The sequence below is a fragment of the Faecalibacillus sp. TM498 genome, from assembly GCF_020589955.1.
Taxonomy (GTDB): domain Bacteria; phylum Bacillota_I; class Bacilli_A; order Erysipelotrichales; family Coprobacillaceae; genus Faecalibacillus; species Faecalibacillus intestinalis.
Genome location: NZ_JAJDKB010000053.1, coordinates 1 through 15,077, shown reverse-complemented (window position 1 = coordinate 15,077; position 15,077 = coordinate 1). Strand labels below are relative to the sequence as shown.

The following is a 15,077-nucleotide window of genomic DNA, read 5'->3' as shown; positions in this document are numbered from 1 at the left end:
ATCAATATACCAATGATATTGAATTACTAGCAAAAAATAAGATAGAAGATATTACTCAGTTAGATTCTTATCAAGAAAACAAACAAGATGAACTAGACTATCTCATTAAACAAAGACAACAATGTTACTACTACAGACGAAACTCAAAAGATGAAGATGAAAAAGAAATGTGGTCAACTAAGGCTAAAGAATTTACACCACAAATTAAAAGCTTAAGATTTGAAATCAAATCATGTAAGCGAATAAGAGAAAGAAGTATTCAAAAAGATATAGAAAAATTAGCGATGAAGAAAATAAAACAAAGAGAAAGCAGGAATGAAAGATGAAAGAAATAGAATATATTCAAGTTGGGGATTATCAATTACCAAACTTAAAAGTAGAAGAAATGCATTTAAATCGCTTTGGAAGAGCAAAGCTAGATTATTTAAAGAAACATGATTATGGACTATATTTCAAATTACTTACAAAAAATGAATTAAAAGATTATCTGTTAAAAGTACAAAAAGAAGCTGATGATTTATATGACAGATTGGTTGAAGAATATAAAGTCAAATGGAATGTTACTGAAGAACTTAAAAAAAAGAATCAAATTAAATGGGTCTTAATGATGAATAACATTAATAATTGTGTATATGAAATTATTAATAAAGAGATTATTAAAATTTAGGATAGTATAAAATAAAAACCAATTCGGATTATCCATGAATTGGTTTTTATTTGGTTACCCTTTTATTTTTGTTAATGCTAAGATAAATTTCCAGATGGGCTACATGTGAGTGTGACAGTTCTTGTAACGGTTACGCCTGGTGCATGTCCTGTAACACTAGCTATGGCTTTGTTGCCACTTTTTGAAGCTTTTTTATTACTTAATGACCACATAGAAGATGGCTTTGTTGTACTTACAGTAGCTTTTGTACAAGTACATGAAGAACCATTATAAGAAAAAGTTCCAGTTACCGAAATAGACCACATAACTTCTCCAGATGCATTTTTGTATTTTTCTGTTTTTGTACCGCTCTTGCTGCTTCTTGCTAATGTATTTATGTTTGAAACAATTGTTGTTTCAATATAATCACCATTTGATAAATATTCGATACTCATGTTTTCTTCAAGAGCATTTACTGGAATGATGGTAGTAATCATCATAAATGCAATGAAGATAGATGTGATTATTTTTTTCATAGTTTCCTCCATTTTTTAATTATCAGAAATGGTTGTTTCAATTTCATATATGATGGAATTTTTAGCATCTTGCATATAGCTGTACCAAAGAACCCCAAACCAAATCGCTAAAATTGTGCAGATTACTGAGAAGAATATAAGAAATTTTTGTAAAATTGTCTTTAATTTCATTCTTTTAATAAGATCGTTTTCATCGCTGCTTTGTATATATTCTACAACAATGTCTTTAGGTTCTCCAAATTGTTGAACAATATCGTCGTATGAACATTGTGGGTGATCATCTAAATATTCATTTAAGTGTTTTTTTAATTCACTTACATAAAATTTTTCCTTTTTAGTATGCATAGGCATAATTGTCCAAATATTTTTAATATATTTTTTAATATTATTCATAAGCTTCCCCCAAAGATTCTTTAATAACATTGTGAATACCATCAACAGCGTTATTAAACTCATTAATCATTTCTGATAATTTTTCTTTACCTTTTTCTTCTATGTGATAATAAACTCTTACCTTACGGTCGATTACTTTTTCGTAATTTGAAATATAATTCTCATCTTGTAATTTATACAAGATAGGATACATGGTCCCTTCCTTAATATCTATTAATTCATGGGAATATGTTTTAATTTGCTTTGTAATTTCATAACCATAACAATCTTGTTTGGCAATTATACATAGAAGTAACATATCTAATTTAAAAAAATTATTTTTTCTAGCCATATTAATACTTCCTTAACGTTAAGATAACTATATTATAATATACATTTAAAAAACATCAATACATAGATAAACTATGTACAAACAATATAATATGTGTTACTTTATAAATGTGAAAACGTTTTCAAAAAATAGAGAGAAAGGAAAAAATAATATGAAAAAAAAGAAACAAACATTACTTAAATTGATTAGTTCTTTTGCGATCATTGGTATGTCAATAACTGGAATATATGCAGCATCCTATAGTTATACACAAAGTGATACTGTTAGTTCAAGTGTTGGCTCAGCAAAAGTAAAATGCTCAGCTACCTATTATAGTAGTGGAAATACAAGATGGAATAGATCATGGGGAACTGTTTCTACAAATGGACTTAAAGCAACTTATATTTCTTCTACTATGACGATACCTTCAGATCCGTATATGAATACAACAGGGACAATTTCGATGACAAATTATAATTACAAAACTGCTAACGCAAAAAAAACATTTAAGTATAAATTCGATGGTTCTAAAGTTGTAGGTAATTATTAACAAAATCAGATACTTAAGTCATTAAGTATCTGATAAATTTTCTTCATAGACCACCTGAAACATTTATAAAGTTCGATTGACATAGTCGATTAAAAATTCTTGTATTAATATTGGAATTTAATTTTTAAAAATTATTTTTAGTTGTCAAGTGTGTCAGATGGTCTATGAAATAAATTTTTATATGAGGAGATGTCAAATGGAATTTAAATATAAAGATATCGTTTTTAATAATAAATTGGTATTAAATAAGGGATGCATAGAATTTAATAAAGGACAGATCACAATTATTACTGGTGAAAGTGGCAGTGGAAAAACAACCTTATTTAGGTTGATGACAAAAGGCAATGATGGTTGGAAAGATTTAGATTTATATCAAAATGTATCAACTTGCCCACAAGAACCTGTATTTTTAGAAGGACTAACGATAAGAGAACATATTGAATATATAGAAAAACTGACAGATTGTCATATAAGTCTTGATAATTATGTTGAAAAACTTCATTTGAATGAATTGATGGATATGTATCCTTCACAACTTTCTGGCGGAGAACAAAAAAGAGTAGCATTTTTATTGTGTATGGCTAAAGATGTAGATATTTATATTTTAGATGAACCAACATCATCTTTAAATAACGCCTATTCTAAAATATATTGTGACATATTAAATTTACTTATAGAAAAAGGGAAAGGTATTGTATTATTTACACATGATGAGAAGTTATTATCTATAGGAAATATAAAATATCATATCAAGGATAAAATATTAAACACAGTATCAAACGAGAAGAAAGAAACTGAATATAGCCTATCTCAACATATTAGTAAAAATCTTAATAAAACATCTCCTGCTTTTTTTACAATGAGAAAAAAGCAAAAAATATATGTAAAAATACTTCATTTTATGATTACATTTTCTATTGCAATGGTAGCTTTTGGTTATAGCTTTAGTAGGGATGTACTAGACATTCACCATTCATATTCACAAAAAATATCATCAAATGAAATAACTGTCTATAAATCAACAGCACAAGCTATTCATGATGGCGTAGCTGATTATACATTTAATCATGAGGTTCCTCTTAAAGACAAAGACATCAAAAAAATAGCAAATTTGGATAATATAGAAACGGTTGAATGGCGTTATGATTGTTTAGAACCTAATTATGAATTTAATGAAGATATTAAAGAAGTATCCTATGATCCCGAAAATGCAAAGCATGATTATACAATTTCAATCATAAAAAATGAACAAGAACTCGCACAAGTTAATATAGAAGATAATATTACAGTATCCACTTATATAAAAAATCATAAGCAATCAAAAAATATAGAAATAGATTTTAAAAATGAAGGTGTTTATATTTCTAGAAACGTTGCAGATATGATTAAAAAAAGTATTAATATTTCTAAAGATGATGAATTAAAAGGAGTGTACTTAACATTTGATATATCTGTACCTTTGTACAATACTCATGGAAGATGGATGGGTATAACAGATGATGAAGAGTCAATGTATATATATAGTGTAACTGTAACTCATGAATCAGTATCACTTCCTATAGCTGGGATTTTAAATTGGAGTTCTTTCGGATTAAATAACACTTATAGCAATTCTCTTTATGTTGAACGAGATATAGTTGAGAATATGATTGAAAAGCATAAAAAAACAGAAGATAGAAAATTATATGTTATAGGTGTAAATTATGATAAATATTATGAAAATGAACTTCCTAAAGATTTTGATGGTGAAGTCAATAGAGTATTTGAGGATAGCGTCTGGCAACCAACTGCTTTATCTGTTTATGTAGATGGTTCAGAAAATGTTTATACAGTTGCACAAAAATTATCTGATATGGGATATTATGTTGATAATGAATCTATCGATAGTGAAGCAATTAATAGAGGAATTGTATCATTGATGAATGTCTTTTATTATGGCTCGTTTATCATAAGTGCAATTATTGTTATTTATGCTGCAAGTATTTTGTTTGTACAAAGAAAACAAAATGCAAGGATCAACGAATATTTTAAACAGCTTGGGTTGAGTGAATTTGATATATTGAAGATAAGAAAACACTATTATTTATTGAACGTTTTTCATGAATTCAAAAAACTTATGTTAATATTGATTGTTTTATTTGGCTTAAGATCAATAAAAATACATGCTTTATTTTTTCCAAATATAATATCAATTATTTTAGCAATTGTTCTTCATATGATTTGCCACTATATCTTACCTCAATTATTTGACAAGTTGAAAAATGATTGAAATTAAAGATATTGAAATTGTTTATGATGATTATATCATATTAAATAAAACGGATATTGATATTCCTGAACATGCTATTACTTTAATAAGAGGGATTAGTGGCAGTGGAAAGACATCTTTATTATATCGTATAGGACTGATAAGTGAGGATGATCATTTTTACTATAATATATATGAAGACATCCAAGATGATGATAAAAAAAGTATTTTAAGAAGAGAATATATTAGCTTTGTTTTACAGGATAACAGTTTATTTGAACAGTATGATGTATTAGGAAATATGCAGTTATATGCAGCTTTTCATAATAAAAGATACAGTGAAGAAAAATATCGTCAAATTTTAAAAAGTGTTAATCTAGATATACCATTACACCAATCAATTCAGACATTATCAGGAGGGCAAAAACAAAGAGTCGCCATAGCCTGTGCATTATGTAAAGATACAGAAATTATAATTTTAGATGAGCCAACTAGCTTTTTAGATAAAGAAAATGAGATGCTGGTTTTTGATACTTTGAAACATATTTGTGATACTTATCAAAAAACGATTATTATTTCAAGTCATAGTGATTATGCTATGTCGATTGCAGATCAAATATATGAGATTCAAGATAAAGAAATTAAAAAAGTTAAACATGATAATGAGAAAGATATTTATATTCAAAAAACAAAAAAGCATCAGTTGAAATTATCGTTTTATATTTCTTATATCAAATATTTTTTAAAAAAATATAAAAAAATTGAATTGGGAATGGTATCTATTATATCAATAGCTTTACTATTAATGAATATATTGATTATCTATACTGATTATTCAACCAATAAAAGTATAGAAAGCTATCAAAGTTTATCAGAAAATCAGATGTTTATCACAAAAGATAATGCAAATACAACCATTGATTCATCTTTAGTACCTTTTATCTTTAAACTTGATAAAGAAAATACTGGAGTCTATCCTTATATTCAAACACAAGTTCAAATCAATGATAACCTATATCAAGTTGTGCCCTTGTTTGAACAAAATGATTTATCTCATCAAAAGCTGATTGAATATGATAGTCAATCTATATATTTAAGTTATTATTGTTATCGAGAATTAGCTGATAACAATATTAATCCTGAATCATTAGAAGTTAGTTTTGTTGTATCAGCAAACAACGATCTATATAAAGATACAAAAACATATCCTATAGGTGGAGTTTTAACAAAGAATAACAAATGTCACTATTTTAAAGGTGAAAATAGGTATGTTTATTGTAGCTTTCAGTTATTACAACAAATTTATAATGAGTGTCATATCGATAAATTAGATTCATATCAGGGATATACTGTTTTTGTTGATGATTATGATGGATATGTTACACTTTATGATGAATTGAAAGATAAAGGGATAGGTATTCATCTTTTCTTTGATAATATTGATGAAATAAATGAGTTGAAAAAAATAAATGTAATAATAAAAATGATTATTATAGCTATGAGTTTTATTTTAATAATTGTTTTATTCAATATTATAGAAATACAGTATTTTAGAAAAAGAAATAAAGAATTTATGATGTTGAAAATGAATGGGATAAGTCATAAGCAATTAAGAAATATGACAATGATAGAAATAATTTTTCAATGTCTTATAGCTTTATTGTTAAATATGGTAATTATTGGTATTTTATATAATATAACAATAACAATGAATGTCATATTATCGGTAGCTTGTGTTTTTGCAATAGTGATTATTAGTACATTTATTCAAAATTTATATATAAAAAAAATCTCAGTAGAAAAGATTTTAAGAAGTTAAAAAATGAGAAATTAATTAAAACAATGGATAATGATTGAACAAGTTGGATTTTAAATAAATAGATTTAGTCGAGATTCAGTTTAAATTCTTTAAAAGAATGACATCATTTTGACATCAAAAAATTATTAAAATAAAAATAATAGACAGAAATGATGAATAAAATGTGTAAAAATAGACAAAATATAAAGAAAAATAATACAAATAGAATATACGTTATCATACGTTGGTGAATAATTTTAAAGAGTATAATTACTATAAAAAATAAAGCTCATAAATGCTAGAAAACATAGTGTTTATGAGCTTTTCGTATTTATTTTTAACATCCTCGCATACGCCATATTTGGTCTGTACAATCTTCTATAGTAAGAGAAGCTTTATTTTAAATGAAATTTAAAAAAGTATTTTCGTTTAAGTTTTCTTGTTCTAATGTTCCCATAATTCCAGCCATGCTGATACGATCAATGCCCAAATCATTCAATAAGTGAATTATTTTTCGTTGAGTTTCATTTATTTTTTTATGTTTTTTGCCTCCTAACTCATTGCCGAATCTATCTAACCATTCCTCATAATTGTTGATTTTAGTATGGATGATAGGATCATAGTTTTCAATATAAATTTAAAACAAATAATAAAGAAAGTTGTTTTTGAATAGAGGACATTTCATAAAAGTCCTCCTAATATTATCTTTATATAGTACATATGTTGAATCTCCTTTCAACATATATATTCGCTAGAAAATAATAAACAAGAAGAATATAAAGAAGAAAAACCTGCCAAAAGAATCTATCAAAGACTAAAAGAAGTAAGTGAAGTAGACTATATACGCTTTGAATTAGAAGAAAAAGAAACACATATCTTTGATAGTAAAGTAGGTGGTGCTTATTATGTGCCTAGAGATCAAAATCTTCCAGTAAATCAAAAAACGGGAGCACCTTTATATTTATTAGCACAAATAAATTTTGAACAAATACCTCATATAAAAGATTTTCCAGAAAAAGGATTACTTCAAATCTTTATTAGTGGAGATGATGGCGTTTATGGATTAGACTTTGATAATGAATATAGTCAATCAGGGTGGTGTTTACGTTATTTAGAAGAAGTACCAAAATTAGTAGATGAATCAAGTATTTATAAGTTTCAATATAGCGAAGATACAGAACTTCCATTAGAAAAAGATACAACTTTTTTATTAAAGGCTCATTTAGATAAACAAGTCATCACAATGAATGATATTCACTTTGATGAAGTTGTTGATACTTATTTAGATGAAAACTTAAAAGAAGTCATGCAAGATGATGAGGTAATGGATGAATTAAATGATTTGTTTACCTTGATTCCTTGTCAAATAGGAGGATATCCTTTCTTCACACAATATGATCCTCGTCAAGAAGATAGTAATGAAGTATTGTTATTTCAACTTGATTCACAAGATCATATTTTATGGGGCGATTCAGGTGTCGGTAATTTCTTTATTTCAAAAGAAGATTTAAAAAATAAAGATTTTAGTCATGTTCGCTATTATTGGGATTGTTATTAAATGCATATTGTTTGCTTAATAGAGAAAAATAGTTTATATTATAAATAGGAATAATTACTACTTATAGAAAAGAGGAAAAGGCTATGAATCAAAAATTTTATATTTGTAAACACTGTGGAAATGTGATTGAAAAAGTAGAAGATAAAGGAGTCCCTGTGGTATGTTGTGGCGAAGTTATGAAAGAGCTTCAAGCAGGAATTGAAGATGCTGCATTTGAAAAACATATTCCTGTTTATACAGTGGAAGGAGATACCGTTCATGTATTTATTGGAGAAGTAGAACATCCAATGACAGCAGAACATTGGATTGAATGGGTTTCTTTGAAAACAGATAAAGGTATTCAAAGAAAATATCTAAAACCAGGAGAAAAACCAAGTGTTGATTTTAAAATCTTAGAAGGTGAAGAAGTAGAAGAAGTGTATGCTTACTGTAATCTTCATGGATTATGGAAAAAATAATGAAGCTATAAAAAGACCAAAAATGGTCTTTTTATATGTATTCTATTAACAGTTCAATTATAATTATCATTTGATAAATAGTTTTTCGTATATTAATTCTTAATAACATCTAAACAGATAATGGTAAGCTTGTTATTCAATTTATGACATATGCTTATATACAAAATGTTATTATTCAAATGATTATGACTTTTTTAACAAAATCAGTTACAACAATGGCATTTATTATGATTAATATGAAAGTTATTGCAACTATTATTGATGGAACGCACCAAATGAGTGCTTTATCAATTGTTTCAACATTCAAAAGTTTTAGTTCGATTATTTTCCAAGCTATTGCAGATTATTTGATTGATTTATATTCATATCAATTTTTCTTTGGTTTCCTTTTTATTTGTGCAACCGTTGGTTTAGTATTATGTATGCTTTATAAAATACCAAGTGTGAATGAACATCGTTTATTTGATTAAAAAGAGCTTCGAATTGAAGCTCTTTAAAATGGACCCTGTAAAACGGACACAAGAAAAAAAGTACTTTGGTGCTTAGTCCAGTAACAAAATGTCAATAGTTTTTTAATCACTTTTTCAAAAAAAGGCAAAAAAAGAACGTATAGATTATTTCCATACGCTCTAAACGGGAAGTTGTAAATATCATTTTACATTTTTATATGAAATCACAATATGACTTGGTGCAAATAATACTGATGCAATAATCAATAGCACTGACCTACTCATAATCCCACTAAACAAGAACAACATTGAAGGAATAATAGAAAGTGCTAATGCTCTGAAAACGCTGTTTTTCTTAAAACATATAATCCAAATAGCACAATAAAACATTACCAATATGGTATCTACAATCAAATATAGTACAAATGCTTCGTCAGACCACCACCCGAACCAAGTTCCCGGAATATTGATTATCATGAATCCGAAACAACCCAATCTCCCTACTTGTTCTGTAACCTCAACATATTTATTGTTCCACTTATTATCAAATCCATCTTTGCACTTAATCGCAAATACAACATTGGGTATCATAATGACTGCAATAAAAATCAGCCCAAAAACATTAAACCATTCCATATTATCTACCATCACAATCTTCGATTTTCTCAATTCTCCAAACTTGAATTTTCAAATTAGTCTTTGCAAATAACCTTTGAACCTTCACCGTCAATTACAATTCCTTGACGGTTGTTAATTGGGCATAGATTCAAATCCGAAAACTCAGTCATTATTTTCTCGGTAACTTTCTTAAATGGTGCTGTAAGATAATGCGGAAGAACATAGAAATCAATCAAATCAAGCCCTGCATCATCTTCTTGTGAGTAGTCCTCTGGCTTTTCATCCATTTGCTGGATATATTGGATGCTTGGAGCACATATAATTGCGCCTGCCGACTCGCCAATCATCAATTTTCCATTTGCCAATTCCTTTTTCAGCAGCCCATCAGTTCCCGTTTTACGGAGCCAATCCATAAGAAAAAAAGAATTTCCGCCGGTAAAATATATCACATCTGAATCTTCAAAAACAGACTGTATCGTTGAATAAGCCTCCGTTGAAATATCAATTTCAGTTACGATTGCTCCCAACTTTTTGAATAATTTTCGAGCCGAGCCGACATAACCGGTGTAGCCTTCACGCAGTGAAGCTGTTGGAATAAATGCGACTTTCTTATTTTCAATTTCTTCCTTTATCAGACTTCCTACACTTGAAAAATGCGAACATAAAAATAGTTTCATCAATATTCTCCTTTATAAATTCCGATTTGTTACTCACAGGATATCATATTTTTTCTTCAATTACATCCACCTAATTTTAATACACTGCCTGTCGACTTGCTTCTGTAACCAGCATCCAGTTTCGTAGGCTACCTATATATATTCTTTTCATTTTTACTTGCAAAAAGCCTTGTGATCGCAGCACTTTTTTATCGTAAAAAGCGTTGATAATCCAGAATTACGCTTCCAATTGAAGATGGAGATTTAGAAATTATTAAAGAAGGTACGGTTGAATTCTTATCATTCTCTTACTATATGTCACAAGTTGTAGCTTCTAATCCAGAAGATTATGAAGGAGCAGGTGGTGGAAACTTATCGCTTGGTATTTAAGTGCATCTGACTGGGGATGGAAAATTGATCCAACAGGACTTAGAAATGCTTTAGATAGATTATATGATCGTTATCAAATGCCATTATTTGTTGTAGAAAACGGTTTAGGAGCATTTGATACAATTGAAGAAGACGGATCAATTCATGATACTTATAGAATCAATTATTTAAGAGATCATATTAAAGCTATGGATGCCGCTGTTAATGAAGATGGTGTTGACTTAATGGGATATACAATGTGGGGATGTGTTGATTTAGTTTCAGCTTCTACAGGAGAAACAGCAAAACGTTATGGTTTTGTTCATGTTGATAAATACGATGATGGTACTGGAGATTTATCAAGAAGAAGAAAAGATTCATTCTATTGGTATAAAAAAGTAATAGAATCTCATGGAACTGATTTAGATTAAAAAATAACCCGTGGGTCATAAGACTTACGGGTTTTTAATAATCATAATATTGATCTATTTTATCAATAAGTTCTTTATATTTTTTCTTATTTTCTTTAAGCATCACAACATAATAAGTGACATGGGCTTCTTCTTCATCAATTGGCAAAATAATACGATCAGACATCTTTCCTTCTCTTTTAATAGAAAGATTAGAAGTATAAGAAGGAAGAGTAGAAGCTTTCACGATTTCATTAAAAGTAAAACGTTCTTCTTGTAATAAATATTTTGTTTTTGGTGTTTTTTGCATATGTAAATCATGCCAAAAACCAATATTTGAATAAAGTAACATGGTTTGTCCATCTAAATCATGAAACTTAATAGTTTTTTTCTTTGTAAGAGGATGATTTAAAGGCAATGATAATAATAAGTCTTCTTCTACATAAGGAATACAAACATATTGAGAGTCATCAACTTGTTCAGGTGTAATAATTAGTTGATACTCTTTTTCTTTTAATTTTGTAATTAAATCTTTTTGATTAATGACAGCTGTTTGAATTGTTATTTGAGGATAAAGTTCTTTAATTAAAGGCTCAATATCCCACATAGGTGCAGGAGAACAAGTTGCAATAGAAATACGATGAAATGATTGATCATAATCTTGTACATCATTTATCATTGTTTTAATACTTTTAATGATTTTTTGAGCATGCTTAACAGCTAATTCACCATTTTTATTAAGAACAATTTTATTTTTATAATGATCAAAGAGTTCTACTCCTAAATCACTTTCTAATCTTTGCATAGAGCGTGAAAGGGCTGGTTGTGAAATTAATAATTCTTTGGCAGCTTTAGAAATTGTTTTATTTTCAGCAATATAAATAAGTTGTTCAAGTTGATTAAGTTCTATCATATAATGACCTCCTACTATGCGTTTAAATTATAGCACATTTCTTTATTGGTATTGTACTTTTAAGTAATAAAAAAATAAAATATGTATGTAAAAAGGAGAAACTAAAAAATGAAAACATGGTTAATTACAGGATGTTCAAGTGGTATTGGAAAAGGAATTGCGAAAGCTGTTTTAGAAAGTGGGGATCAAGCAATTGTTACAGCAAGAAATAAAGATAAAGTGATGGATATTGTAGAAGCTTATCCAGAAGCGGCTTTAGCTGTTTCTTTAGATGTATGTAGTCAAGATAGTATTAAAAACGCTGTAAAAGAAGCATACGATAAATTTGGAACAATTGATGTTCTTGTTAATAATGCAGGATATGGTTATCGTAGTGCTGTAGAAGAAGGAGAAATCGAAGCAGTTCAAACTTTATATCAAACTAATTTGTTTGGACCAATTGAATTAATTAAAGCCGTTCTTCCTAAAATGAGAGAACAAAAATCAGGCTATATTTTAAATGTGACTTCGATTGCAGCAGCAAGATCCGCTGTAGGTTCAGGATATTATGCTTCAAGTAAAGCAGCCTTAGAATTACTTACAAATGGTTTAATGAAAGAACTTGCTCCATTAGGAATTAAAGCAATGGTTGTTCAACCAGGAGCTTTTAGAACAAGATTCTATGATGGTGAATCTTTACAAGGAACAAAAGCTCAAATTGGTGATTATGAAGCAGTCGTAGGTAAATCAAGACCAGGTAACTTTGAAAACAAACATCAACAAGCAGGTGATCCAGATAAAGCTGGTAAAGTCATTGTAGATGTTGTGCATAATGATGATTTACCAGAAATTTTAACTTTAGGTAAAGCAGCCGTAACAGCAGTTAAATCAACTTTAGAAGCAAAAATTGCAGAATTAGATAAATGGGCTGAAGTATCAGCTTCATGTGATTATGAGGAAGGAAAGTAGAAAGATGAAAAGAGTAAGACTTGGAAAAACAGATATGTATGTTAATGCGATTGGACTAGGATGTATGGGATTAACTCATGCCAGTGGACTTCCAACGCCTAAAGAAGAAGCAGTAGAAATTTTAAGAAAAGCACATGACATGGGATATGATTTCTATGATACAGCTGAATGTTATACAGGAGTTAATCCTGATGGAAGTACAGCTTATAACGAAGAAGTTGTTGGTGAAGCTGTTAAACCATTTAGAAAAGATATTATCTTATGTACTAAATTTGGTGTTAAACATATGGGTGATCACCTTGAATTTGATAGTTCACCAGAAACAATTAGAAAATCCTTAGAAGGATCATTAAAGAAATTACAAACAGATTATGTTGACGTTTATTATCAACATCGTATTGATCCTAAAGTAGAACCAGAAGTTGTTGCTGGTGTGATGAAAGAATTAATTGAAGAAGGAAAAATTAAAGCATGGGGTATTTCTGAAACAAATGAAGAATACTTAAGACGTGCTCATGCTGTATGTCCTGTAACTGTTATTGAAAACAGATATTCAATGATGGCTAGATGGCATGAAAATTTAATGCCTGTATGTAAAGAATTAGGAATCACTTATGTTGCTTTCTCTCCTCTTGCTAATGGGGCACTTACAGGAGCTTATCAATCAAAAAAAGATTTCGGTAGTGGGGAACAAGACTTTAGACCTGATATGCCACAATATAGCGAAGAAGGAATTAAAAAGACAAATGAATTATTAGAAGTTGTCTCTCAAATTGGTGAAAAACATCATGCTACAAATGCACAAATGTCACTTGCTTGGATGATTAATAAATATGATTTCATTATTCCAATTCCAGGATCAAGAAAACTTGATAGACTTCAATCTAACTTTGAAGCAGGTAATGTTGAATTAAGTCAAGAAGAAGTTAAAACAATTGATGATAAATTAAATACAATGGAATTTAAAGTATTTGGAGGTCATTAATGATTCAATTAGATAAAAGGGAAGCTTTTCCCTTTTCTTCTAATCCTTTTGGATTGGTTTATGAAAATGCTATAACTGAAAATAAAGAAAATGAAGTTCAAATACATCCAATTACTTATCAATTAAATGGCATAAAAATTGCTTCTAATATCTATACACCAAAAAACTATAGTAAAGATAAACGATATCCTGCTATTGTTATCGCTGTTCCTAATGGAGCAGTTAAAGAGCAAGCAGCTGGACTTTATGGACAAAGACTTGCTGAAAAAGGATATATTACAATTGTCTCTGATTGCATGTTTTTTGGTGAAAGTGAAGGAATGCCAAGACAACAAGATATTCCTTATTATCGCATAGAAGATATTAGAGGGATGATTGATGCTATCTTCTCATTTCCTGGCGTTGATTCACAACGTATCTATGGTTTAGGTATTTGCGGTGGTGGAGGCTATCTGCTTTCATGTGGACAAATGGATAAACGTTTAAAGAAAATAGCTACTGTCTCTATGTTTAATACGGGAGCGGTTAGGCGTGAAGGCTTTCAAAACAGTCAAGTTGATACCGTGTTAAAAAGACTTCATGAGGTTGCTTCTATTCGAGAAAAAGATTTAAATGAAGATACTTTGATTTATAATGCGAATATGACAGAGATGAAACCAGAAGTAGGGCATCAATTACCAATTGAAATGTATCGTGAAGGTTATGAATATTATGTAGAAACACATTTTCATCCTAATAGTCATTCATGTTTTTTACAAAGAAACTTGATGGATTTGATGGTTTATGATCCAGTTCAATTTATGTATCTTCTTGATCAACCATTATTAATGATGGTTGGAGATCATGCTGATACAAATTATATGAGTGAACAAGCTTTTGAACTAGCGATTACGACAAAAGAAAAAGAACTTTATTATCTTAAGGATGCAACCCATATACAAACGTATTATAAAGAAAGTGTTGTAAAAGAAGCAATTGAAAAATTAGATATATTTTATAAATAAAGTTGGTGAAAAAATGCAAAAAGCAATTATTGTTTGTCTAAGCAAACAAAAAGATGAAATCATAAATCTATTACAACTTAATGATTATTCTTTTGAACCCTTATTATCAAATGAACAACTTTATTTGATAGGTGATATCGAAGAATATCAAATTAATTTATTAATTAATATTATTAAATTATATATGTCTTTTTGACTATCTTTTTATATCTTCTCAAATGTCCGCAA

At 28.7% G+C, this 15,077-nt stretch carries 17 protein-coding genes and 2 pseudogenes; 13 read left to right on the top strand and 6 right to left on the bottom strand.

Annotated features, from left to right (window positions below):
* Positions 1-326 (top strand): annotated as a pseudogene (locus LJD32_RS12585) (hypothetical protein); the annotation flags it as partial.
* A complete protein-coding gene (locus tag LJD32_RS12580) occupies positions 323-667 on the top strand; it encodes a TnpV protein (RefSeq protein WP_032090999.1) in 345 nt (114 codons plus the stop codon). The pseudogene LJD32_RS12585 and the gene LJD32_RS12580, both read left to right, overlap by 4 nt.
* 77 nt (positions 668-744) lie before the next feature.
* Here LJD32_RS12580 and LJD32_RS12575 read toward each other — a convergent pair whose 3' ends face one another.
* Genes LJD32_RS12575 through LJD32_RS12565 form a run of 3 tightly spaced genes read right to left on the bottom strand, consistent with a single transcriptional unit; the run spans position 745 to position 1,906 of the window.
* On the bottom strand, positions 745-1,182 hold the full coding sequence (locus tag LJD32_RS12575) for a hypothetical protein (RefSeq protein ID WP_032090998.1): 438 nt from the start codon (positions 1,180-1,182) through the stop codon (positions 745-747).
* Between the two features lie 15 nt (positions 1,183-1,197).
* Entirely contained in the window at positions 1,198-1,575 is a 378-nt protein-coding gene (locus tag LJD32_RS12570) for a DUF6120 family protein (RefSeq protein ID WP_117575404.1), read from the bottom strand.
* On the bottom strand, positions 1,568-1,906 hold the full coding sequence (locus LJD32_RS12565) for a PadR family transcriptional regulator (RefSeq protein ID WP_117575406.1): 339 nt from the start codon (positions 1,904-1,906) through the stop codon (positions 1,568-1,570). Before LJD32_RS12565 ends, LJD32_RS12570 begins: the two co-directional genes overlap by 8 nt.
* 151 nt (positions 1,907-2,057) lie before the next feature.
* Between LJD32_RS12565 and LJD32_RS12560 the strand changes: the two genes are divergently transcribed.
* The 6 genes from LJD32_RS12560 to LJD32_RS12535 all read left to right on the top strand — a co-directional run bounded on the left by LJD32_RS12560 (position 2,058) and on the right by LJD32_RS12535 (position 8,967).
* Positions 2,058-2,435, top strand: coding sequence for a hypothetical protein (locus LJD32_RS12560; RefSeq protein WP_032090995.1), 378 nt, complete (start codon positions 2,058-2,060; stop codon positions 2,433-2,435).
* Positions 2,436-2,631: 196 nt separating this feature from the next.
* Complete coding sequence (locus tag LJD32_RS12555; RefSeq protein ID WP_032090994.1) at positions 2,632-4,704, top strand: ATP-binding cassette domain-containing protein; 2,073 nt, start codon at positions 2,632-2,634, stop codon at positions 4,702-4,704.
* Positions 4,697-6,502: an ATP-binding cassette domain-containing protein gene (locus LJD32_RS12550; protein WP_227279284.1), complete on the top strand. Its 1,806-nt coding sequence runs from the start codon at positions 4,697-4,699 to the stop codon at positions 6,500-6,502. The genes LJD32_RS12555 and LJD32_RS12550 overlap by 8 nt, the downstream gene beginning before the upstream one ends.
* A 706-nt stretch (positions 6,503-7,208) precedes the next feature.
* Positions 7,209-8,039 (top strand): YwqG family protein, encoded by an 831-nt coding sequence (locus LJD32_RS12545; protein ID WP_318532680.1) that lies wholly within the window; start codon positions 7,209-7,211, stop codon positions 8,037-8,039.
* A gap of 83 nt (positions 8,040-8,122) precedes the next feature.
* Positions 8,123-8,497 carry a desulfoferrodoxin family protein gene (locus LJD32_RS12540; protein WP_227392561.1) on the top strand — a complete coding sequence of 125 codons (375 nt, stop codon included), beginning with the start codon at positions 8,123-8,125 and terminating at the stop codon, positions 8,495-8,497.
* A 143-nt stretch (positions 8,498-8,640) separates the two neighbouring features.
* On the top strand, positions 8,641-8,967 hold the full coding sequence (locus LJD32_RS12535) for a hypothetical protein (RefSeq protein ID WP_227392560.1): 327 nt from the start codon (positions 8,641-8,643) through the stop codon (positions 8,965-8,967).
* Positions 8,968-9,147: 180 nt separating this feature from the next.
* Here LJD32_RS12535 and LJD32_RS12530 read toward each other — a convergent pair whose 3' ends face one another.
* Together LJD32_RS12530 and LJD32_RS12525 are read right to left on the bottom strand one after the other, a co-directional pair.
* Entirely contained in the window at positions 9,148-9,594 is a 447-nt protein-coding gene (locus LJD32_RS12530) for a hypothetical protein (protein ID WP_227403825.1), read from the bottom strand.
* Positions 9,595-9,638: 44 nt separating this feature from the next.
* Entirely contained in the window at positions 9,639-10,241 is a 603-nt protein-coding gene (locus tag LJD32_RS12525; protein WP_118306390.1) for a Type 1 glutamine amidotransferase-like domain-containing protein, read from the bottom strand.
* Positions 10,242-10,457: 216 nt separating this feature from the next.
* On the opposite strand from LJD32_RS12525, the pseudogene LJD32_RS12520 reads away from it, so the two are divergent.
* Positions 10,458-11,020: pseudogene (locus tag LJD32_RS12520) on the top strand (family 1 glycosylhydrolase); the annotation flags it as partial.
* A 34-nt stretch (positions 11,021-11,054) separates the two neighbouring features.
* Here LJD32_RS12520 and LJD32_RS12515 read toward each other — a convergent pair.
* On the bottom strand, positions 11,055-11,912 hold the full coding sequence (locus tag LJD32_RS12515) for a LysR family transcriptional regulator (protein WP_227392558.1): 858 nt from the start codon (positions 11,910-11,912) through the stop codon (positions 11,055-11,057).
* A 108-nt stretch (positions 11,913-12,020) separates the two neighbouring features.
* On the opposite strand from LJD32_RS12515, the gene LJD32_RS12510 reads away from it, so the two are divergent.
* The 4 genes from LJD32_RS12510 to LJD32_RS12495 are packed head-to-tail and all read left to right on the top strand — an operon-like array spanning position 12,021 to position 15,045.
* Positions 12,021-12,860, top strand: a complete 840-nt coding sequence (locus tag LJD32_RS12510) for an oxidoreductase (protein WP_227392557.1) — start codon at positions 12,021-12,023, stop codon at positions 12,858-12,860.
* A gap of 4 nt (positions 12,861-12,864) precedes the next feature.
* Positions 12,865-13,845 carry an aldo/keto reductase gene (locus LJD32_RS12505; protein WP_227392556.1) on the top strand — a complete coding sequence of 327 codons (981 nt, stop codon included), beginning with the start codon at positions 12,865-12,867 and terminating at the stop codon, positions 13,843-13,845.
* Positions 13,845-14,849, top strand: coding sequence for an alpha/beta hydrolase (locus LJD32_RS12500; protein ID WP_227392555.1), 1,005 nt, complete (start codon positions 13,845-13,847; stop codon positions 14,847-14,849). Before LJD32_RS12505 ends, LJD32_RS12500 begins: the two co-directional genes overlap by 1 nt.
* A 13-nt stretch (positions 14,850-14,862) precedes the next feature.
* Positions 14,863-15,045, top strand: coding sequence for a hypothetical protein (locus LJD32_RS12495; RefSeq protein ID WP_227392554.1), 183 nt, complete (start codon positions 14,863-14,865; stop codon positions 15,043-15,045).
* Positions 15,046-15,077: the final 32 nt, after the last annotated feature.